Source organism: Bacillus sp. NEB1478 (genome assembly GCF_031582965.1).
In the GTDB taxonomy this organism is placed as follows: Bacteria; Bacillota; Bacilli; order Bacillales; family Fictibacillaceae; genus Fictibacillus.
Genome location: NZ_CP134049.1, coordinates 1492785 through 1513263, shown reverse-complemented (window position 1 = coordinate 1513263; position 20479 = coordinate 1492785). Strand labels below are relative to the sequence as shown.

At 36.5% G+C, this 20479-nt stretch carries 21 protein-coding genes and 1 riboswitch; of the genes, 4 read left to right on the top strand and 17 right to left on the bottom strand.

The features are described from left to right. Nucleotides 1-108 precede the first annotated feature (108 nt). Nucleotides 109-375 (top strand): 30S ribosomal protein S20, encoded by a 267-nt coding sequence (gene rpsT / locus RGB74_RS07295; protein WP_310258097.1) that lies wholly within the window; start codon nucleotides 109-111, stop codon nucleotides 373-375. A 544-nt stretch (nucleotides 376-919) separates the two neighbouring features. On the opposite strand, the gene holA is transcribed toward rpsT, so the two are convergent. Beyond that, nucleotides 920-1963: a DNA polymerase III subunit delta gene (gene holA, locus RGB74_RS07290; RefSeq protein ID WP_310762326.1), complete on the bottom strand. Its 1044-nt coding sequence runs from the start codon at nucleotides 1961-1963 to the stop codon at nucleotides 920-922. Nucleotides 1964-2248: 285 nt separating this feature from the next. On the opposite strand from holA, the gene RGB74_RS07285 reads away from it, so the two are divergent. Further along, on the top strand, nucleotides 2249-2380 hold the full coding sequence (locus RGB74_RS07285; RefSeq protein ID WP_310258100.1) for a YqzM family protein: 132 nt from the start codon (nucleotides 2249-2251) through the stop codon (nucleotides 2378-2380). Nucleotides 2381-2424: 44 nt separating this feature from the next. Here the strand turns inward: RGB74_RS07285 and RGB74_RS07280 are convergent, their stop codons facing one another. The 3 genes from RGB74_RS07280 to RGB74_RS07270 form a co-directional block, all read right to left on the bottom strand. Continuing rightward, entirely contained in the window at nucleotides 2425-4710 is a 2286-nt protein-coding gene (locus RGB74_RS07280) for a DNA internalization-related competence protein ComEC/Rec2 (protein WP_310762325.1), read from the bottom strand. Continuing rightward, nucleotides 4707-5168, bottom strand: a complete 462-nt coding sequence (locus RGB74_RS07275; RefSeq protein WP_310762814.1) for a ComE operon protein 2 — start codon at nucleotides 5166-5168, stop codon at nucleotides 4707-4709. Before RGB74_RS07275 ends, RGB74_RS07280 begins: the two co-directional genes overlap by 4 nt. A gap of 67 nt (nucleotides 5169-5235) precedes the next feature. Then, a complete protein-coding gene (locus tag RGB74_RS07270; protein WP_310762324.1) occupies nucleotides 5236-5847 on the bottom strand; it encodes a helix-hairpin-helix domain-containing protein in 612 nt (203 codons plus the stop codon). Between the two features lie 94 nt (nucleotides 5848-5941). Between RGB74_RS07270 and comER the strand changes: the two genes are divergently transcribed. Next, nucleotides 5942-6778, top strand: a complete 837-nt coding sequence (gene comER / locus RGB74_RS07265; RefSeq protein WP_310762323.1) for a late competence protein ComER — start codon at nucleotides 5942-5944, stop codon at nucleotides 6776-6778. 58 nt (nucleotides 6779-6836) lie between these two features. On the opposite strand, the gene RGB74_RS07260 is transcribed toward comER, so the two are convergent. From RGB74_RS07260 to RGB74_RS07200, 13 genes are all read right to left on the bottom strand, one after another. Further along, nucleotides 6837-7889, bottom strand: coding sequence for a ribonucleotide-diphosphate reductase subunit beta (locus RGB74_RS07260; RefSeq protein ID WP_310762322.1), 1053 nt, complete (start codon nucleotides 7887-7889; stop codon nucleotides 6837-6839). Beyond that, the gene (locus RGB74_RS07255) at nucleotides 7879-10107 is read right to left on the bottom strand and encodes a ribonucleoside-diphosphate reductase subunit alpha (protein WP_310762321.1); all 2229 of its coding nucleotides are present in this window, start codon (nucleotides 10105-10107) and stop codon (nucleotides 7879-7881) included. Before RGB74_RS07255 ends, RGB74_RS07260 begins: the two co-directional genes overlap by 11 nt. A 301-nt stretch (nucleotides 10108-10408) precedes the next feature. Next, a riboswitch (cobalamin riboswitch) is annotated at nucleotides 10409-10613 on the bottom strand. 67 nt (nucleotides 10614-10680) lie between these two features. Next, entirely contained in the window at nucleotides 10681-11472 is a 792-nt protein-coding gene (locus RGB74_RS07250) for a 3-hydroxybutyrate dehydrogenase (protein WP_310762320.1), read from the bottom strand. Between the two features lie 22 nt (nucleotides 11473-11494). Next, nucleotides 11495-12889: a GntP family permease gene (locus tag RGB74_RS07245; protein ID WP_310762319.1), complete on the bottom strand. Its 1395-nt coding sequence runs from the start codon at nucleotides 12887-12889 to the stop codon at nucleotides 11495-11497. 333 nt (nucleotides 12890-13222) lie between these two features. Beyond that, a complete protein-coding gene (locus RGB74_RS07240) occupies nucleotides 13223-14590 on the bottom strand; it encodes a sigma-54 interaction domain-containing protein (RefSeq protein ID WP_310762318.1) in 1368 nt (455 codons plus the stop codon). Between the two features lie 300 nt (nucleotides 14591-14890). Next, nucleotides 14891-15634, bottom strand: a complete 744-nt coding sequence (locus RGB74_RS07235; protein WP_310762317.1) for a class I SAM-dependent DNA methyltransferase — start codon at nucleotides 15632-15634, stop codon at nucleotides 14891-14893. Further along, nucleotides 15634-16002, bottom strand: a complete 369-nt coding sequence (gene rsfS / locus RGB74_RS07230; RefSeq protein WP_310762316.1) for a ribosome silencing factor — start codon at nucleotides 16000-16002, stop codon at nucleotides 15634-15636. The genes RGB74_RS07235 and rsfS overlap by 1 nt, the downstream gene beginning before the upstream one ends. A gap of 14 nt (nucleotides 16003-16016) precedes the next feature. After that, complete coding sequence (yqeK, locus tag RGB74_RS07225; protein WP_310762315.1) at nucleotides 16017-16589, bottom strand: bis(5'-nucleosyl)-tetraphosphatase (symmetrical) YqeK; 573 nt, start codon at nucleotides 16587-16589, stop codon at nucleotides 16017-16019. Continuing rightward, entirely contained in the window at nucleotides 16582-17160 is a 579-nt protein-coding gene (locus tag RGB74_RS07220) for a nicotinate-nucleotide adenylyltransferase (protein ID WP_310762314.1), read from the bottom strand. The genes yqeK and RGB74_RS07220 overlap by 8 nt, the downstream gene beginning before the upstream one ends. A gap of 12 nt (nucleotides 17161-17172) precedes the next feature. After that, nucleotides 17173-17463, bottom strand: coding sequence for a ribosome assembly RNA-binding protein YhbY (gene yhbY, locus RGB74_RS07215; RefSeq protein WP_310762313.1), 291 nt, complete (start codon nucleotides 17461-17463; stop codon nucleotides 17173-17175). Nucleotides 17464-17465: 2 nt separating this feature from the next. Further along, a complete protein-coding gene (aroE, locus tag RGB74_RS07210) occupies nucleotides 17466-18293 on the bottom strand; it encodes a shikimate dehydrogenase (protein ID WP_310762312.1) in 828 nt (275 codons plus the stop codon). 12 nt (nucleotides 18294-18305) lie between these two features. Then, complete coding sequence (gene yqeH / locus RGB74_RS07205) at nucleotides 18306-19409, bottom strand: ribosome biogenesis GTPase YqeH (RefSeq protein WP_310762813.1); 1104 nt, start codon at nucleotides 19407-19409, stop codon at nucleotides 18306-18308. Further along, nucleotides 19406-19921, bottom strand: coding sequence for a YqeG family HAD IIIA-type phosphatase (locus RGB74_RS07200; protein WP_310762311.1), 516 nt, complete (start codon nucleotides 19919-19921; stop codon nucleotides 19406-19408). Before RGB74_RS07200 ends, yqeH begins: the two co-directional genes overlap by 4 nt. 410 nt (nucleotides 19922-20331) lie before the next feature. Between RGB74_RS07200 and RGB74_RS07195 the strand changes: the two genes are divergently transcribed. Then, nucleotides 20332-20475 (top strand): sporulation histidine kinase inhibitor Sda, encoded by a 144-nt coding sequence (locus tag RGB74_RS07195; protein ID WP_310762310.1) that lies wholly within the window; start codon nucleotides 20332-20334, stop codon nucleotides 20473-20475. Nucleotides 20476-20479 lie beyond the last annotated feature (4 nt).

Here is a 20479-nt window from a genome sequence, read left to right as displayed (position 1 = left end):
CATTCTTGTATTGCAATTAAAAGGTGGTTTTGATAGAATACTTTGTGTCCTATTTTTTGCAACGGGTACCATCTGTTGCATCATGGTTCATTTAGGGAGGTGAATGGATTGGCTAATATTAAATCAGCGATTAAACGTGTAAAAACGAATGAAAAGCGTCGTGCTCACAACGCTTCACTTAAGTCCGGCATGCGTACTGCAGTTAAAAACTTTGAAGCTCAAGTTGCTTCAAACAATGCAGAAGGTGCACAAACAGCTTATGTTACTGCTTCTAAGAAAATCGACAAAGCAGCAAACAAGGGACTTATCCATAAAAATGCAGCTTCTCGTCAAAAGTCTCGTCTTGCTAAGGCTTTAAACGGTATTAATGCATAAATTTTAGGATGAAACCGGAAAAACGGCCTTACATAAATTAGGTCGTTTTTTATTTTTGTCTAAAAAGATGAAAAACTCTCATTCAATCGAAAAGTTAATGAGAGTTTTTTTAAAAATGACTGTTTGTTACAGACTTTGTTTTATAATCCACACGTTTTCTCCAAATAATCACGAACCGTCAAAATTCGACTATCATTAAAGAGACGATTCTATTCAACATACTTGAGTACCGTAAAAACAAAACTGACGACGAGATTCGCCGCTTATCAATCCAAATAGTTGTTAATTTAAAAGCAAGAAGGTCGAGGAAGTGAAGTTTTGAGGAACGGAACGTATTCATCATACTTGAGTACCGCAAAAACAAAACTGACGACGAGATTCGCCGCTTATCACTTCAAATAGTTGTTAATTTAGAGGCAAGAAGGTCGAGGAAGTGAAGTTTTGAGGAACGGAACGTATTCATCATACTTGAGTACCGCAAAAACAAAACTGACGACGAGATTCGCCGCTTATCAATTAACAAACACAAAAAAAGATCAGTTCTTTATATTAAAGAACTAACCTGATAACCTTGTGATAATTTTATGATTTCCATTTCTAATAATAACGTTTTATCCATTTGACCTGTTTTCATTTTATAGTCTGTATCTGCGAACTCAGACAAATAGTTTCTCAAGAAAGCTTCATCGAATTGTTTTGCATGTTGTGCTGCTAATTTCACTGCATATGGGTGAAGTTTTAGCGCTGAAGCAATTTGCTTTTCTCCGTAACCCTTCTTCTGCAGCTCTTTAACCCCATTTATAATACGGAATTGTCTTGTAATTAATGCATGTATTTGGATTGGTTCCTGGTTTTGTTTCATTAGATCGTAAAAGCTGCGCAAAGCTTGTTCAGTTCGTTTATGCACCACATGATCGACTAATCCAAAAACATCATCTTCTAACGTTCTTGCGACAAGTTCATCCACAGTTTCCTTAGTAATCATACCATTCGGGCCCACATATAAAATCATTTTTTCTAATTCTTTTGCTAGTATCCCTAGTTTAGCGCCTAATCTAGACAGCAACAGTTCAACCGCATCTTTTTGAATTGAAATCCCTGCCTGTTCTGCTTCTTTTTGCAGCCATTTCTCTGCAGTTTCATTGCTTAGTTGGGAAACTTGAATAATTTCAGCTTGAGATTTCAGCTGTTTCACAATTTTCTTTCTCTCATCAAGTTTTTCATACGGTACAACGATGACGAGTATCGAATAATCTGCTGGGTTTTGAATGTATTGCTCGAACATGTTCAAATCATGCTCAATTTTCCCTTTATCTTTCGCTGCTGTCAAAAAAGATGCGTTTTTCATAATTACTATGCGCCGATCACCTAAAAAAGGCATAGTTTCTGCATCTTCCATAACTTCCTGTACTGAAATTTCATCTAAATTATGTATGCTTAAATTAAAGTCTCTCTCATCCGGAGCAAGTAATGATGAAATAGATTTAACAGCTTCTTCTGCGAGATACAACTCTGTTCCCCATATCAGATAAATGGACGATACTTTTTTGTTTTTTATATTCTTTTTTAATGCATCAATCGTAAGCACTTTTTTCACCTCTCCTTTAATCCTATGAGGAACATTGATCTTTTGCAAGCAAAAGAAGGAACAGGGCATAATGCCTGCTCCTTCATTTATGATAAACACTAACTCCAAAGACTTATGTCTTTTCGTTAGCTTTAGTTAGGATATCCTATGCGGCCGTTCATTATCGGTGACATCGTTTAGCAATATTGGTACATTTTTGATAAAATGATGAAAAAGAAAGCATTTTCAGTATGGATTTTTTAAAAGTGATAACGTATACTAAGTATGGATTAGGAGGGTTGCCACATGAACCATTTTGAAAAAGATGTGCAAAGCAAGCGTAACGACCTAATTGATTCCGGAATGGGTTTTATCGTTTCTTTTGGATTTTTTACTGTTATTTTCGCCATCGGAATCATCCTGAAAGCTATTGCATAATACATAAAAAAGAGCCGAATTTACGGTTCTTTTTTAATTTGTCGTTACTTGGCTGTAAAAACGTCTAGACCATTTTTGTTAATTGTAAATAAAATGTCTCCGTTTTGGTCTGTCCGGTATAATTTTACCTTTTTAAGTTTGAGTCTCTGCAATACCTCATCATTCGGATGACCGTATATATTATTTTCTCCTACCGAAACTACTCCATATTTTGGAGAGACTTTTTCAATAAAAGTGGCCGTGGAGGATGTTTTACTGCCGTGATGCGCTACTTTCAAAACATCAGCTTGGACAGACCCATATTTTAACAATAACTCTTTCTCTCCTTCTTTCTCTATATCCCCCGTAAACAATAGTGTTGTGCGGTAGATCTGGGTCCAAAGTATAACGGATTGATTATTAGAAGATAATTCTCTATAGCTCGGATGCATGACATAAAACTTTGTGCCATTTCTTTCCCAATGAACACCGCTATTTAAGTATTGAACTTTTATTCCTTCACGCTTTGCTTTAGCTTGTATTTGTATTTCAAGTTCATTCGGTATATTATTCGGCATTAAAACATAATCAATTGGAACCTTTCCTAACAACAACGGAGCTCCTCCTGCATGGTCCATATCTCCATGACTTAAAATTAATCCATCCAGTTTTTTTATTCCTCTCGCCTTCAAATAAGGAATGACAATTTTCTTGGTAACATCAAACTCTTCTTTTGGCTTTTCCCACTCTTCTCTTTCAAAGGAAATCGTTCCGCCCGTATCAATCAGATATACTCCTTTTCGAAACGGCAGCTCGATTAATATGCTATCTCCCTGACCCACATTAATAAACGAAACAGAAGCAGCAGGGTTTAGATACGGAAGGATAGTTTGTAAGATTAAAACGATGATAAACGGCAATGTGAATTTGATATGAAACTGCTCTTTTTCCCATTTATAAAACAAATAAATCAATGCAGCAAAATAAAGAACTACAATGTACAAAGATGGTTTCCCAAACAGCACCGATCCAAATATCCCTTGAAATAAATTCAAAAATGAAGCAGTATGTTCGAATAAGAACTCCACAGGATATGTAATTAACCCTATAGGACCAGGCAGTAAAACTACTAATAAAAAAACGAGAACTGAAACGGGAAAAAGGACAAAAGAAACAAGGGGAATATAAAGGATGTTTAGCGGAATGGACCATAATGAAAATTCGTAAAAGTTATATATGATAATTGGAAACGAAAAGAATGAACACATACATGAGGTTGTAAACAACAGGACAAGAAAAGAATTAGAAGTGAGAAATGAGATGGAAGTGATTAATATGAATGTCATTAAAAAGGATAGCTGAAATCCTAAATCAAAGGCGAGAGAAGGATCAAATAAAAGCATAACGATACAAACGAAGGATAAAATGATTGCGGGATCTAGTTTTTTACCAAATATAATAAAAAGATAAAAGAGGATCCCCATAATACCAGCACGTACGATAGAGCTTTCACCGCCGGTAATAATGACATACACCGGCAGAAGGCCAATAATCAAAAAATGGGCTGCTTCTTTTATGATCCCTATTCTCACAAAAATCAAATAAAGGAAATAAGAAACAATACCAACATTGAATCCTGAAACGGCCAGAAGATGTGTCAGCCCCAATCGTTGATAGGATTCGAGTGTCTCCGTTTCAATTCCTTTTCTATATCCAAAAATAAGAGCGTTCATAAGTCCTGCAGTATTAGGTGAAAAGGATTTTTCCAACTTTTTTATCCCATTGCTGCGCCAAGTTTTGATACTTGAAACGAAGTCGTGATTACTCCTCGTTTTGCAATTCTGTATCTTAAAAACAGATGGCTCCAGCGTCCAATATATCTTTTGCCTATGTAAATATGCTGGATAGTCCATACCGTAAAAACCGCTTTTCGGTTTTGGCTCTGTTAATGTGCCTGTCATCGTACAAATCATATTGAATTTTAAATTCTTTATAAAGGATTTTTTCTCGGATTCTGAGTTCAGTTTATAACGAACCAATGTATTTTCTCCAAGAATTTCAAAATGAAAACTCAAGATTTTACCGTCTATATCAGGAATTGATTGAATGATTCCGCGGAAGTCCGTTTGGTTGGGATTCAGTTTAGAAGTGTTCCAATTATCGTATAAATCGGAGTAGAAAAAGAAGAGAGGCAGAAACAGAATTATAGAAAATGAATTTCTTTTTAATTGTAAAATCAAAACGATAACCAGAATTACGGTCACTATAACCCCGGTTATCGACAGCTTTTTTGCTAACCATACTCCATTTAAAGCAGAAAGTGCGCAAAGGACCGCAAACCTTGCGATCATGAAGAGGCTGTTATAAAAGCAGAAGGTGGCAATTTCATTTCAACTTTTTCAATACTTACCCCTGCTTGGTTAAACTGTTCAATACTATAAGGGTGATTTTTATAATCCTCACCATAATAGATTTTCTTAATGCCACTTTGAATAATTGAGCGGCAGCAGTGTAAACATGGGAAATGTGTTACATACATTTCAGCACCCTCTGTCGGCACCCCAAACTTAGCACACTGCAGCAAAGCATTCATTTCTGCATGGATTGTTCTGACACAATGCCCATCAATTACGTAGCAGCCTTCATCAATACAATGAACTCCCCCTGAAATCGATCCATTATATCCTCCGGCGATAATTCGCTTATCCCTGACAATGGTTGCACCTACTGCTAAACGTGTACAAGTACTGCGTAAAGCAAGTAACTGACATTGCGCCATAAAATATTCATTCCAAGAAATGCGTTTCAACACGTACCGCCTCCTCTATATTTATCTTAAGTGTAGACTCACATAAAAAGCGGGTCAACCAAAACTATCATTGCAGCACAATTTTATCCTTCCATTCTTCAATCGTTTTTTCGCCGATTCCTCTTACCTCTAATAACTGGTCAATCGAAGTGAAGGGACCCTTTTCTTCCCGATATGAAATGATACTTTCAGCTTTTGAAGGTCCTACACCGCTTAATTCTTGCAGCATTGCTGCATCTGCCGTATTAATGTTGATTTTCGTTTCTTCTTTACTTTTTGTTTGAGTTTGACTGCTGTAATTTTCACCTTTCTTTGCCACATAAATAACCATCTCATCAGAAATTTTTTGTGCTTGGTTAACCGACCGTATTTCTGCGTCTGATAAAAAACCTCCTGCTTTCTGAATCGCATGGATAACACGGTCCCCTTCATGCATTTTATAAACACCCGGCTTTTCGACACTCCCTTGAACATCGATCATAATTGATTTTATACTCTCTTTTTCCTTTTTTTCTTTCGGTGTACTTTCTTCTGCAGATATAGGTTCAGGTAATTGAGCGTTTAAATACTGTTCTTCAGACTGATCTTGATTAATGAAGAATAACAAAATAATAATTGTTAAGACGATGAACATTCCTGTTGCACTAATCCATTTCAAATGTTTCGTTATCTTTTCCATGAATATTTTCTCCTTTAATGAAAATGGAATCACCACAAATCATAAACATGTTTTAAAGAGCATAGATTTTAAGGTAGAGGAAGGAGGTTGAGGTATGAAGATCGGAATTATCGGCACAGGAAACATGGGAGGAGTATTAGTTGCTTCTTTCATCGAATCTTCAGCCGTTTCACCATCGAGAATGATGGTTACTAACCGCACCCTGTCCAAAGCGGAAAGGCTGCAAAATGCCTATCCAAAGATAAAGGTAGGTAGTACAACTGAAGACGTTTTTCGATTTGCTGATATTGTGTTTATTTGTGTAAAACCTCATGAATTTTATTCTTTGCTGACTTTAAATCAAAACTATATTTCAAAGCATCAATTAATTGTGTCCATTACCAGTCCAATCTCTTGTGACCAGCTTGAAGAGTTACTAGACTGCAATATTGCAAGGGCTATTCCGAGTATCAACAACCGGGCATTAGCTGGATCATCACTAATTTCATTCGGGAAAAAGTGCCACCCTGACTACAGGGAAAAATTACTTTCATTAATGGCTCATATATCCACACCGCTTATTATTGATGAAAATATTACGCGAATTTCTTCTGATATCGCCAGCTGCGGACCTGCTTTTATGGGTTATGTGCTGCAATGCTTCATTGATAGTGCAGTAGAACAAACTGATATCACTAAAGCACAAGCTACTCAGCTTGCTAGTGAAATGATTATTGGAATGGGGAAACTTCTGGAGAAAGAAGTTTATACTTTACCATCATTGATACAAAAAGTTTGTGTAAAAGGTGGTATTACCGGAGAAGGCATTAAGATTTTAAGTGATGAAATCGGTGAAGTATTTGATCACGTAATTCAAAGAACACACGAAAAATATCATGAAGAGTGCGAAAAGGTTAATCAGCAATTTGAGATGAAAGAAGAATTAAAATAATCCATAGGTCTATTATAATAAACCACGAAAAAAAAGCCGGAGAGTAATTCCCGGCTTTTTATAGTTCATCAAACCCATTTTCATCAGATACTTTAGTATATTGTCTCGATTTCTGCTCAAAGAAATCGCTTTTTCCTGAATTCACATCAGAATATGCCTTTATCCATGGAAGAGGATTTATTGTATTTTCTGGATAGATTTTTTCAAATCCGAGTTCGTTCAGCCTTTTGTTAGCCATGAACTTAATATATGATTCCAAATCCGTTTCATTTATTCCTTCAAATGAATCCCCGATAATATATCTGCTCCATTTCATCTCTAATTCTGCTGCTTTTTGAAAAGTTTCTTTAGCAAATTTTAAGAGATCTTTATTATTAAGGTGTGGAAACTCTTCTAATACGGCTTTGAAAATTTGGCAAAACAGATAAACATGCAGCTGTTCATCCCTATTAATATAGTTAATCATCGTTGAAGTAGATACCATTTTTTGATTTCTCGCCAAATTATAAAAGAAGCTAAATCCTGAGTAAAAATTTAAGCCTTCTAAAATAACATCATAGATGATCGATTTCAAAAATGTTTCTGGAGTTGGATTTTGAACAAATGTTTCATACCCATCTGCTATAAAATCATTTCGTTCACGCAGCACTGGATCTGTTTTCCAATACTCAAAAATCTCATCCTGCAGTCTTTTCGGAACTAATGAAGACAGGACATACGAATATGACTGATTATGAACGACTTCTTGAAAGGAAAGAGTTGACATAAGTGCTGAAAGACTTGAATCTGTTAAATACGCTGCCACCCTGCTGGAATAATCCGTTTGGACACTGTCTAAAAAAGCAAGCAAACCTATTATTTTATTAAACGTATCTTTTTCTTTATCTGATAGAAGATTATACTGCTTGCTGTCACTGGACATATTGATTTCAAAAGGTGTCCAAAAGTTGGCGAGCATGTTTTTATATAGCGGGTATGCCCATGTATGCCGAACATCATCCCAATTTAAAATGTTTGAGCTTCTCCCATTAATAACCCCAGTGGAAGCATTTGGTGCATCTACATCATATATCTTTCTTTCTTGCAGCCTTTCTTGCTCTTTAACTTTCACAACTTTCACATCCTTCTAGTTCTATTGAAGTCGATCTCGTGTAATACGTTGTTTTAAGCCCTTTTTGAAAACTGAGCATGTGCAGTTCGAGCAGTTCTTTCGCTTTAATATGATTGTGTACATAAAGATTAAATGAAATCGATTGATCTACATGCCTCTGTCTGGCTGCATTTTGTAAAATACTCCACTTTTGATCCACTTGAAATGCAGATTTGTAGTACCATGTTGTTTCTGCGTTTAAATCAGGAGCTGTTACTGGAATCTTGTAATTCTTTTTTTCTTCAGAATAAAATTTCTTAAAGATCGGATCTATACTCGGTGTTGAATTGGCAATAATTGAAGTAGATGAATTTGGCGCAACCGCAATAAGATAGCCATTTCTTATTCCGTTTTTTCTTACCTGCTCATTCAATTGATTCCATTTTTTAGATTGATATCCCCGCTTTAAGAAATAATCTCCAGACTCCCAGTCAGATTCTGAGAACACAGGGTATTTTCCTTTTTCTACAGCAAGCTCGTTACTCGCACTAATTACATAATAATTAATTTGCTCATATAGCTCATCTGCAAATTCTACCGCTTCCTCACTTTCCCATTTGATTCCTTTGTTGGCCAGGAGATGATGCCACCCGAATGTCCCAACGCCTATTGCTCTGTACTTTTTATTGGTTACAACCGCTTGGGGAACGTCAATACGATTTAAATCTATGACGTTATCTAACATTCTAATTTGAATATCAATCACTTTTTTCAGCACATTATCTGTTACGACTTTCGAAAGTGAAAGGGAAGATAAGTTACAGACGACAAAGTCACCCGGAGTCTTTCTTATGATTATTTCACCATCAACCGTTTCCTCAGATTGCACGATGGTTGGAGACATATTTTGCATGATTTCTGTGCACAAATTTGATGCATAGATCATCCCTGCATGAGGATTTGGATTTAGGCGATTTACAGTATCCCGATAGAACATGAATGGTGTACCTGTTTCCAGTTGAGATTTCATGACTCTCTTCATGATTTCAATCGCTGGTACCGTTTTTTTGGAAATTCTTTCATCCTTAACACATTCAAAATATTTCTTTCTGAACTTTCCTTCTCCCTTTTCATCATCGTAGAAGTCTTCTAACGAATATCCTTTGATCTTCCTAACCTCATGGGGATCAAAAAGATACCAATCTAATCTTTTCTCAACATGCTCCATAAAAAGATCCGGTACACAAATCCCCGTAAAAAGGTCATGTGTTCTCATTCTTTCATCACCGTTGTTTAATTTTGCATCTAAAAACTCAAAGATATCTTGATGCCAAACATCAAGATAAACTGCAATTGCACCTTGTCTCTGACCGAGCTGATCAACAGAAACTGCAGTATTGTTTAGTTGTTTCATCCAGGGAATAACTCCTGAAGAATTGCCTTTAAAACCTCTTATATCAGAACCTCTAGAGCGGATTTTACCGAGGTAAATCCCAAGTCCCCCTCCGCCTTTAGATACTGTAGCCGCATCTGTATTTGAATCAAAGATCCCTCTTAAACTATCGTCAATGGTATCTATAAAACACGAGCTAAGCTGTCCATAGCTTTTTCCAGCATTCGCTAGTGTTGGAGTTGCGACCGTCATATAAAGATTGGATAACGCCCAATAGGCTTCTTTTACTCGTTCCATCCTAAAATGAGTATCTTCATCCTTCATCAAAAAAAGAGAGATAACCATCCACCGTTCTTGCGGGAGTTCATAAAGTTCATGGTTAAACCCTTTTGCTAAGTAACGATCGGATAGCGTTTTTAACCCAATATATGTAAACAAGTTGTCTCTTTCAGGCTCGATCCATTTTTCTGCTTCTTCAATTTCTGAAATTGAATAAGAGTTTAAAAGAGATTTATCATAAATTTGGAGATTCACTAATTGTTGCAGGAGACCATAAAGATTTGAATATGGGCTCTCAACAATATTTCCGTTTCTATTCTTTTTGGCTTCATTATACAGCTGTTTCAAATATAAACGAGATGCTACAAACGTCCAATCTGGCTCCTGAGCATTTAACTGGCTTAGAGCCTCCATTATCAAAATATTATTTAGTGATTGATCATCATTATTCTTTTTTTCAAACTCTTCAGCTCTTTTTAAAAAGTCATCTCCATTCAGTTCTGTAAATTCTCCTATACAATTTCTCAACCATTCCCCGTGTGTAGATCTTTTAATAACTGTTTCCATTGTTACCACTCCTTATTAAAAATAAGATCTGTTAATTGAAAGTGTTGATAATCCTTGGAAATCAGAAAAACCACTCTCTTTCCGCGGACGAACCGCCAAGCCTCCTCGGTGTACCTCCTGCGGGGTCTCGGCAGCCCGTTTTTCCGCACGAGTTTCGCTGATTCTCTTTGCCTTTTCAACAACGATGTTTAACAGAACCTAAAAATAAAAAACCCTCTTCTTCAGGAAGAGGGTTAAGAACGTTTAATAAACAACAATAACCAATACTGTTGTGCCGTTCTTTCTCCCAATCCCCGAGGAAAAGAAAATAGAAGAATCAGGCAGGTCTACTGGCTCTTGCTTCTTCCTACTCTGGGCCTTCCCATACAGCAGCCATTAGTTATAGCCATTCTGTACAGTGGCAAATCCATTTCGTCCACAATCACAGTTGCGGGGACAGCTTCGGTTTTAAACCGAATTCCCTTTTAAGCCGGAAAAATACCGGCACCTGAATTCTCTATATATAGTTTTATATTAATAAATTTGACACTAAATATAGTGTTTGTCAATGAAAACATGTCTGAATTTGATTATTTATTGAGCTACATATCCGCCGTCAATTACAATCGCTTGCCCCGTAACACCTTTTGCTTTGTCACTAGATAAAAAGATGGTATAATCCGCAATCTCTTGAACATCCAATAAACGTTTTTGGGGGACGAGTGGATAGATCACTTCTTCTAGCACTTTTTCAAGTTCAACATTACGAGTTTTTGCTAAGTCTTCTAATTGTCCCCTAACAAGCGGAGTGTCAACATAACCTGGGCAGACAGCATTTACAGTAATGCCATGCTCTGCACCTTCCAATGCAGCAACCTTAGTTAAGCCAATAACGCCATGCTTCGCGCTGTTATAAGCAGATTTTCCAGCAAATCCGACCAATCCATTAATCGAAGCCATGTTGATTATGCGGCCAAAACCTTGCTTTTTCATGATGGGAAATACGTGTTTAGTAGCAATAAATGGCGCTGTCAGCATCACGCTTATCAGCTGCTGAAACTTTTCAGTAGGAAACTCTTCTAAAGGGGAAACATATTGTAATCCCGCATTATTTATTAGCACATCGATACGATTAAATGTTTTCAGCGTCTCATCCAATGCTGCTTTCAACTCATCTTCATTCGTAACGTTGCATCCCAAACCGAGTACTGTACTTCCGGTTTTTTGCAATGAATTTGCTGCTTCCTCTGCTTTATCCCGATTAAGATCACTGATGACAACTTTTGCCCCATTTTTGGCATACTCTCTTGCAAGCTCGAGGCCAATCCCACTCGCTGCACCTGTTATGAAAACAACTTTATCTTGAACAAAAGACTTCACGCTCATCCACTCCAATTCTAATCCAGTTTTATACGATTCCCGTCATATAATACAGAGCGATAATGACGAAAACAGCAAGTGTCTTAATGAGTGTCATCGCAAAAATATCGATATAGGATTGTTTATGTGTCAGTCCTGTAACAGCTAAAAGCGTAATAACTGCTCCATTATGCGGAAGTGTATCCATCCCGCCGCTGGCCATAGATGCAACTCTGTGAAGCACTTCAGGGCTGATTCCAAGCTTATCTGCCTGTGCTATATATTGTTCGCTCATTGTAGCTAATGCAATACTCATACCGCCTGATGCAGAACCTGTAATACCTGCTAAAGTCGTTGTTGTAATCGCTTCGTTTACAAGCGGATTTTTGATTGTATGGGACATAGCACCATTTACAGCTGTAAAACCTGGTAGAGCAGCAATTACTCCGCCAAAACCATATTCTGAAGCCGTATTTAAAGTGGCAAGCAATGCTCCGCCAATCGATAAGTTAATCCCTTTGTTAAAGTTTTTGCGGATTCTTCCAAATGAGAATAATAGAACCGTTACAATACCGATAAGCAATGCACCTTCTACAGCCCATACTGCAGCAAGTGCAGGTATTTGAATGGGAGGTACAGTTTTCATGCCGATTGCAGAAAAATCAAACGTAGTTCCATAATATTTTGGAATAAGAACTGTAAACCATTTATTGAAAACACCTACTAAGATCAGGGGCAAGATTGCAACAAATGCATTTGGAAGTTTTTCTGATTCGATTTTTTCAGGTTCATTGATATGATCTGTTCCATATCCTTCACCTTTTGCTTTAGCCGTTCTTCGTCTCCACTCTAAATAAACCATTCCGATAATAAAGACGAATAGTCCGCCAATAAAACCAAGCCATGGCGCAGCCCAAGTTGTCGTGCCGAAGAAAGATGTTGGAATGATATTTTGAATTTGAGGACTTCCCGGAAAAGCGTCCATTGTAAAAGTAAAGGCACCCAACGCGATAGTTCCTGGAATAAGTCTTTTTGGAATATCAGCTAATCTGAACAATTCTGCCGCAAACGGATAAAGTGCGAACGCAACAACAAATAGTGAAACTCCTCCATAAGTAAGAATTGCTCCTACTAGAACAATTGCAAGCATCGCTCTGCTTGGGCCGATCAATTTGATTACAAATTGAGTAATAGACTTAGCAAAACCTGACATCTCGATTACCTTACCAAAAATTGCACCAAGTAAGAAAACCGGGAAATATAGTTTAATAAATCCGACCATTTTCTCCATGAATACTCCTGAGAAAAACGGAAGCACATGACCGGGCTCTGTTAACAACACTGCAAAAAGTGCTGCGATTGGTGCGAACAGTATGACACTAAATCCGCGATAAGCAACAAACATTAAGAAAAACAATGCTAATAAAATAATAATAATGTCCAATTTTATTCCCCCTACTTTTTATTTACTGCAGTCACGACTATTAAAATTGTGCACCTCTTTTGGAAATCACACCTCACTATTTAAAGCGCTTACAATTTTAATAATGTACCTCCTTTCGAAAATAACCATTCAACTAAATAGTTTGCAAGATTCATGCCAAGTTTAAATATGCATCATAAATACAAATAAAAATATTAGTTTTCCGAAAAATCGGAATAATAAACTTAATAAAGTTAAATATGTGACTTTATGCATTCTTAAGAGTTTATCTATACATGAAATAAATAATTCCGAAAAAACGGAATCGTATTCCGTTTTTTCGGAAAACCATATTCAGTTCTTTATGTTATATTTTTTTATCTTATCATACAAATTGGTTTTCCCTATGCCAAGCACATCCGCAACTGCCATTACGTCTCCATTTAACTTTTTTAGTTGACTCAAGATTACTTTTCTTTCTGTTTCTTGTACATATTCCTTTAATGTCTTTGAAGAGTCATCAACTTGAAGCTTTTCTGATAAAAAGTCAGGAAAAGCATTTAATGAAATTTGATCACTAAGGGTCAATTGCAGTGCCGCCTCCACAAAATTTTTCAATTCCCTGACATTCCCCGGCCAATCATAGGTCAAAAATGCATCTTTAACATCTTGATCGACTCTTATTATCCGCTTGCCTGTTTCCGCACATATTGATTCGATAAACCTCTCTGCCAACGGCCAGATGTCTTCTTTCCGCTCCCGTATTGGCGGAACATGAATTTGCAGAACATTGATGCGGTAAAATAAGTCTTCCCGGAACCGATTTTCCTTAATGAGCTCCTCTAACGGCCGGTTAGTAGCAGCGATTACCCTTACGTTTATTTTCTTTGAATGAATCGCACCAACCGGTTCTATTTCTTTTTCTTGCAAAACACGGAGAAGTTTAATCTGCATATTTTGCGGCAAATCACCAATCTCATCTAAAAACAATGTACCACCATCGGCTAATTGGAACTTTCCAGGCTTCCCTCCTTTTTTCGCACCTGTAAAAGCTCCCTCCGAGTAACCAAATAACTCAGATTCAAAAAGATGTTCTGGAACGGCTCCACAATTTATTTTTATAAATGGTTTAGCACTTCTTTCACTTAGCTGATGGATGCTATGCGCTAATAATTCTTTGCCGGTCCCGCTTTCTCCTCTAATCAAGACAGTCAAATCACCGCTTGCAATGTTTTTTACCCGATCTTTAATTCGTAAAACTTCATCAGAATTTCCTGCAAAATCATTTAATGTGTAAGTAGCACCATTAACAACATGCCATTCTTTTTTATAGAAGTTCAACTCATGAAGCAATGCTTTAATATGTGAATTCATTTTCTTCCATTGTTCTGTGTCTCGAAAAATAACCGTTCCAACTGCGCCTATAACATTGCCCTCAAACATAATAGGAATTCTGTTTGCAATCATATAATTACCACGGATAAACTGCAGATCAGCAATCTCAACTTTTCCTTGCAGCACTGCTTTATGCATTCTCGTATTTTCAATTACATTTGTGACGTGTTTTCCAATAACTTTTGCAGGATCTTCGCCTAAAAACTCACAATAAGTTTTATTCATATATTGTACATAACCTTCATGATCTACGACTACAATCCATTCGTAAGCGCTGTCAATAATGGTTTCTAAGATTTGATGTTTAAGTAACGGGTCTTTTAGCATTTTCTCACGCCCTTTTTCATATAAAGTCCATCTATTGAAAGATTATTAATACTATTGTAACGTACACTTCTTCTTTCTTCATAGGAATAAAAAAGCAGTCAAATAATAGGGCTGTCATCGTAACCATTACGTTCTTAGAAGTGGTTGATTTCCGCTCACACGTACTCGCTTTCCCCGAGGGTTAACTCACACCTTTCCGCCAATCAACTTATCAATGAAGTCTCATTGCGAAAATGAACTAAAAACAACAATCTTCTAGAAAAGAGCCATAAAAAAGAAGCATAGGCAGATGCCTTATGCTTACTTCATTTTTTGGGCAGCAAATAAAATTCTCTCAGCATCGTTTGCCAGAGCTTCATCTTTAAAATCGCCGGTGATACTCAGCACTTGAAAGTTACATTCTTCAAGCCATGCAGTATATTTTTCAACAGCAAAAGTTCTTTGTGTATGTAATTCATCATAACGTTCGTAACAATCACCAGATTGGATAAAAAAAGACAGATCGTGTTCAACGCTGTTTTCTAATTCACCTTCATAACACTGCCATATATATGATAGATGATCATCATTGCTTCCAAATGTATTGCCCATAAAAATATGATGGATTTTATGTATAGAATGAACATCAAATAGTAATAGTCCTTCGGGACGCAAATGTTGGTTAGCTGAATCAAATACCTTCTTCACATCTTCCTCGGTCAAAATATAATTAAGAGAATCACATAGAATGGTAATAATATCAAACTGTCCAAGTCCTTCTAGTTCTCTCATATCCTGCTGAAAAAGTGAGAGTGCAACATTTTCATTATCTGCTTTTTCTTTTGCTACTGTCAGCATATCTGCGGATAGATCTACACCAGTTACTTCATAGCCTTCTTTTCCTAAAAGAACGCTTAATGAGCCTGTTCCGCAGCCTACATCTAATAATCGTTTTGCGTTTAAACAATAATTTTTGGATGCAGATTTAATAAAAGACAGCCACTTGGAATATGGCGCATCTTCCATGAGCTGATCATAAAGATAGGCAAATTGATTGTAGCTCATTATAGGTTTTGTTGTGGTGCAACAATTGAATCTACATCTACCGAAGATGCGTCACCCCATAATTTTTCTAAATTGTAGTAGCTTCGTTCTTCACGATGAAAGACATGAGCAACTACTCCGCCTAAGTCAATTAACACCCAGCGTGCATGGTCATACCCTTCCATCCTGCGTACTTGAACGTTATTTTCAAGCGCTATTTCTTTAATTTCTTTTGCAATTGCCTGTACTTGCTTTTCTGAATTACCATGACAGATCATAAAATAATCCGCAACGAGGGAAATACCCTCCATATCTAAAACAACAATATTTTCTGCTCTTTTGTCATCTGCTGTTTTTACAACCAATTCCATTAATTCTTTTATCTTCATCCAGAGCACTCCTCCTATTTCTTTTTGTTTACTTCATCCATAAGTGCATTATAAGCGGCAATTGATAACGGGTATATTTTCTGGTTTTGCCTTATTAAAAATTGGATCGTATTTCTTACTGCCATTAAACAAGCTTTATCTAAATCTAATATTGCAGCTTCTCTAACTTCTTCTACACCTGAAAAATGACGATTTGGTTCAATATAATCTGCTAGGAAAATGATTTTTTCTAAAAGGCTCATATTTACATTACCCGTTGTATGATAATAAATAGCTCTTAGAATCTCTTCATCATCTATTCCTGCTTCTTTTTTTACTAAACAAGCTCCAACAGGTGCGTGAAGAAGTTCTGTTCCATAATAAAGAAGATCCTCTGGAAGACTTTCTTCCTTTACGATTTGTCTCATTTCTTCCTTAGGTCGAAACTTGGCATAATCATGGAAAATGGCAGCCATTTCTGCCTTTTTAACATCAGCACCATATTTTTCAGCCAACATTACGCTCACCTCTAATACACCTAAAGTATGAACGTAACGATGATCTGTCAATTTCGGTCTGACAATCTCCAACGCTTCCTTTTTATTCATAAAGCCGGTTCTCCTTTATAAAACTCCAAACATCATCGGTAAGATAATATCTTATATTCTCATTTTTTTTACATTTTGAACGGATGTAAGTGGATGAAATCGCTATGTGCGGTACTTCAACATGTTTGACGTTATATTTCTCCCAATGATCATCTACAGGGTAATTCTCTCTTCCTACACCTGCAAATTGAACCATATCCTTAAGAAGATCAATTTGATGCCAGGTATCTAAAGAATGAACCATGTCACCGCCCATAATAAATGTAAAATCAGTGTCTGGGTATTTATCTTTTAGAAGACGCATTGTATCAATAGTATATGAAGGACCGCTTCTTTCAAATTCAAGCAATGAAAGGGAAAATTGATTATTGTTTCCAATAGTCTTCTCCACCATTCGAATACGATGCTGATCTGTAACTTCATTTACTTTATTCTTATGCGGAGGCTTAGAAACCGGCATCCACCAAACTTCATCCAGTTTTAATTGCTTACATGCTTCTTGAGCAATTATAAGATGACCTAAGTGAGGAGGATTAAATGTTCCGCCGAATAATCCGATGTGCTTGCCCACTTTTATCACTCCTTATGGGAGTTCTATACGTTTTTGATTGATAGATTCTTTGTAGAGTACGATTGTACTTCCGATGACTTGTACCAATTCAGCTTTTGTTCCATCAGATAATTCACCAGCTACTGTCTGTTTATCATCTTCACAATTTTGAAGAACGCTAACTTTAATCAATTCTCTTGCTTCTAAAGCTTCTTCAACTTGTTTTACCATATTCTCATTTACCCCGCCTTTTCCTACTTGAAAAATAGGATGGATATGATGAGCCTTTGATCGTAAATAGCGTTTCTGTTTTCCTGTTAACATAATTACCTCCTAAGTTGTTTCAAAACGGTTTGTTTCATTTTCTCTGTATCCGGGAAAGTGCCTGTCCATTTTTCAAAAGCCATGGCACCTTGCATGACGAGCATTGACACCCCATTATCCGTTACTGCGCCTTTTTCTTCTGCTTCCTGCAGCCATTTTGTCTGTAAAGGGTTATAAACAATATCAGAAACAACGGCATTATCTTTTAAATGATTTAGCTTTAACGGTACTGAATCCAGATCAGGATGCATGCCCGCATTTGTAGTATTAATGAGGACATCGAAATTACAAAGCAAAGTTTCTGCTTCCTTCAGCGTCAATGCTTCAATATCGGGATTCCCTAAGTCATTTAATAATTTCACCAGGCGTTCTGTTGTTCGATTCGCCACAGATAATTGTTTTGGTTCTTCTTTTAATAGAGCATAAGCGATCGATCTTGCAGCTCCACCTGCACCAATCAAGAGTATATTCAGCTCATTTATGGGACGGGAAATTTTTTCTTTTAATCCAAGTAAAAAACCTATTCCATCTGTATTGTACCCTACAAGATGTCCATTTTTGTTTACTATAGTATTTACTGCACCAATCCTTTTTGCCTCAGCATCAATCTCATCTAAAAAAGGAATGATTGCCACTTTATGCGGAATCGTTACATTACATCCTGCATACTCACTATCTCGCAATGATTGAACAAAACCTTGTAGTTCATCTGGAACAACTCGTTTTTTATCATAATAACCTTTTATTCCTGTATGATTAAAAGCTTCGTTCTGCATAGCAGGAGAAAGAGAATGTTCGATTGGGTCACCTATTACAAGTGTTTTTATCATGTATAAAACTCCTTAAATCAAGGATTTTCTTATCGTGACTGAAACACCTTCTGGAGCATAAACTGCTACCTTTGCTCCTGCTTCAGGAAATGTAATCCACCCTAGCCCGGAAATTACAATATCTGTTTTGCTTTCTTTTATCATCCATTCGGACCTTTTTAGCTGAGGAAAGTTTGATGTTTCTTTAGGTGGAGAAAGCATTTCACCAAGGTGGTTACTATAGAGTTCATCAGCATTTTCAAGTTTTGTCCGATGAATATTAATCATGTTTGAAAAATGACAAACAAAAGATTGTTTTCCACCCTTTAAATAATCAAATCTAGCAAGACCTCCAAAGAATAGTGTCTGCTTTTCGTTTAACTGAAACACCATTGGTTTTATTTCTTTTCGAGGCATGATTAAATTAAGTTCTTGTTTGGAAACATAATGTGCCATTTGGTGATGATTGATAATACCAGGGGTATCGAACATATGACTGTTTCCGTCTAATGGAATATCAATTAAATCTAATGTGGTTCCCGGAAACTGAGAAGTTGTAATAAAATCTGCCGTTTCTTCACCGAATTGTTTAATCAAACGGTTTATAAAGGTAGATTTCCCTGTATTCGTACATCCAACGACATAAACATCTCTTCCGTCTCGATAATGATCAATGGCTTCAGCCAATTCTTCAATTCCCTTGCCTTTTTCCGCAGAAATTAAATGAACATCAATTGGTTTTAAACCTAATTCTTTGGCTTCTTTTTTCATCCAATGAATAACTTTATTCGGATTAACGGACTTTGGCAGAAGATCGAGTTTGTTTCCTACTAATAAAATGGGATTCTTACCTGCATAACGATGTAATCCGGGCAGCCAGCTGCCATTAAAATCAAAAATGTCTATTATTTTCACGACAAGAGCATCTTCGTCCCCAATCGCAGAAACAATTTTACGATAATCATCATCTGTCAAATTAACATCATGAATTTCGTTATAGTGTTTTAAACGAAAACAGCGCTGACAGATAGGCAACTCTTTCGTTAAAGCTGAAGGAGGTGCATACCCGAGCGCTTCTTTGTCTTCCGTTTGTATGGATATGCCGCATCCCACACATTTTACTTGTTCCAAATCTATTCCTCCCAATGAATCATACCTTTTCTCTTCATCCAAGAAAGGATAATTCTTTCCAATTTACGGTTGAATCTTGTCCAAACTCCATCACTGCTTGCAACTGGTACTACTAAAATTGTATGTAATCCTAATCTGTTGCCCCCTAATACATCTGTTAAGAGCTGGTCTCCGATTACAACGACCTGTTCATTTCTTAATTTCATATCTCTCAGCGCTCTTTTAAAAGCTTTCGTCATTGGTTTTCTTGCACTGTAAATAAAAGGTATCTCCACAGGATCCGAAAAGCTTTTAACTCTTTGCTGCGTATTATTAGAAACAATCGTTATTAAAATTCCTTTTTCTTTAATGGATTTGAACCATTTAATTAATTCAGGAGTTGCTTCTGGTCGATTCCATTCTACTAATGTATTATCAAGATCCGTTACAATCCCTTTTACTCCTCGTTTAACTAGCATCTCCGGTGTAATATCCAAAATATTTTGGACATGTTCATCCGGCAAAAAATGTTTTAACATTCCAGCACCTCTTTATCATTCCTAATGAACGTTTCTATTTTACCAGTAAAATATAGAAGAACAAACGGTTTTTCAACTTTATTTAGACAAAATAAGAAGTAATTACATATTAAATGAAAAACTTTTCGACAAATTGTTCCCCTGCTCAACAATGTGGATAAGCTTATACACATAATCCACCTAGCCATACGTTGACTTTTATTAAGATGTTAACATTTTACCCACAACTTATCCACCAAACGCTGTGGATAAACGAACGATTGTTCTATTTTACAATACATGGTAAGCTTCAAAGTACATAAACCAATAACTTATTATTTTATAACTTAGATAGCATTTTAGAACGCAGCATAAAAATTTTATTTTAAAAAACAGGAGGTGAGTAAGCCGCTTAAAAAACGGCCTATTTCATGGAAAAACTTTCGGACGACCTGTTAATCGAATCTTACTTAAAAGCTAGAGAACTCCAGCTCAGCAATGACTTTATCTTATTAATAAAAAAGGAAATAGACAGAAGGTCGCTGCATTCTAAACTCCAGCGCATTTTAAACTAGAGCG

What these genes read in the sequence shown, in the direction of transcription:
- RGB74_RS07255 (WP_310762321.1), bottom strand. Translation starts at nt 10,107, where the DNA reads ATGGAAACAGTTATTAAAAGATCTACACACGGGGAATGGTTGAGAAAT.
- RGB74_RS07195 (WP_310762310.1), top strand. Translation starts at nt 20,332, where the DNA reads ATGGAAAAACTTTCGGACGACCTGTTAATCGAATCTTACTTAAAAGCT.
- RGB74_RS07285 (WP_310258100.1), top strand. Translation starts at nt 2,249, where the DNA reads ATGAACCATTTTGAAAAAGATGTGCAAAGCAAGCGTAACGACCTAATT.
- RGB74_RS07250 (WP_310762320.1), bottom strand. Translation starts at nt 11,472, where the DNA reads ATGAGCGTGAAGTCTTTTGTTCAAGATAAAGTTGTTTTCATAACAGGT.
- RGB74_RS07240 (WP_310762318.1), bottom strand. Translation starts at nt 14,590, where the DNA reads ATGCTAAAAGACCCGTTACTTAAACATCAAATCTTAGAAACCATTATT.
- yqeK (WP_310762315.1), bottom strand. Translation starts at nt 16,589, where the DNA reads ATGAATAAAAAGGAAGCGTTGGAGATTGTCAGACCGAAATTGACAGAT.
- RGB74_RS07280 (WP_310762325.1), bottom strand. Translation starts at nt 4,710, where the DNA reads ATGATCGCAAGGTTTGCGGTCCTTTGCGCACTTTCTGCTTTAAATGGA.
- rsfS (WP_310762316.1), bottom strand. Translation starts at nt 16,002, where the DNA reads ATGAAGATAAAAGAATTAATGGAATTGGTTGTAAAAACAGCAGATGAC.
- comER (WP_310762323.1), top strand. Translation starts at nt 5,942, where the DNA reads ATGAAGATCGGAATTATCGGCACAGGAAACATGGGAGGAGTATTAGTT.
- yhbY (WP_310762313.1), bottom strand. Translation starts at nt 17,463, where the DNA reads ATGTTAACAGGAAAACAGAAACGCTATTTACGATCAAAGGCTCATCAT.
- RGB74_RS07200 (WP_310762311.1), bottom strand. Translation starts at nt 19,921, where the DNA reads ATGTTAAAACATTTTTTGCCGGATGAACATGTCCAAAATATTTTGGAT.
- RGB74_RS07270 (WP_310762324.1), bottom strand. Translation starts at nt 5,847, where the DNA reads ATGGAAAAGATAACGAAACATTTGAAATGGATTAGTGCAACAGGAATG.
- RGB74_RS07235 (WP_310762317.1), bottom strand. Translation starts at nt 15,634, where the DNA reads ATGAGCTACAATCAATTTGCCTATCTTTATGATCAGCTCATGGAAGAT.
- aroE (WP_310762312.1), bottom strand. Translation starts at nt 18,293, where the DNA reads ATGATAAAAACACTTGTAATAGGTGACCCAATCGAACATTCTCTTTCT.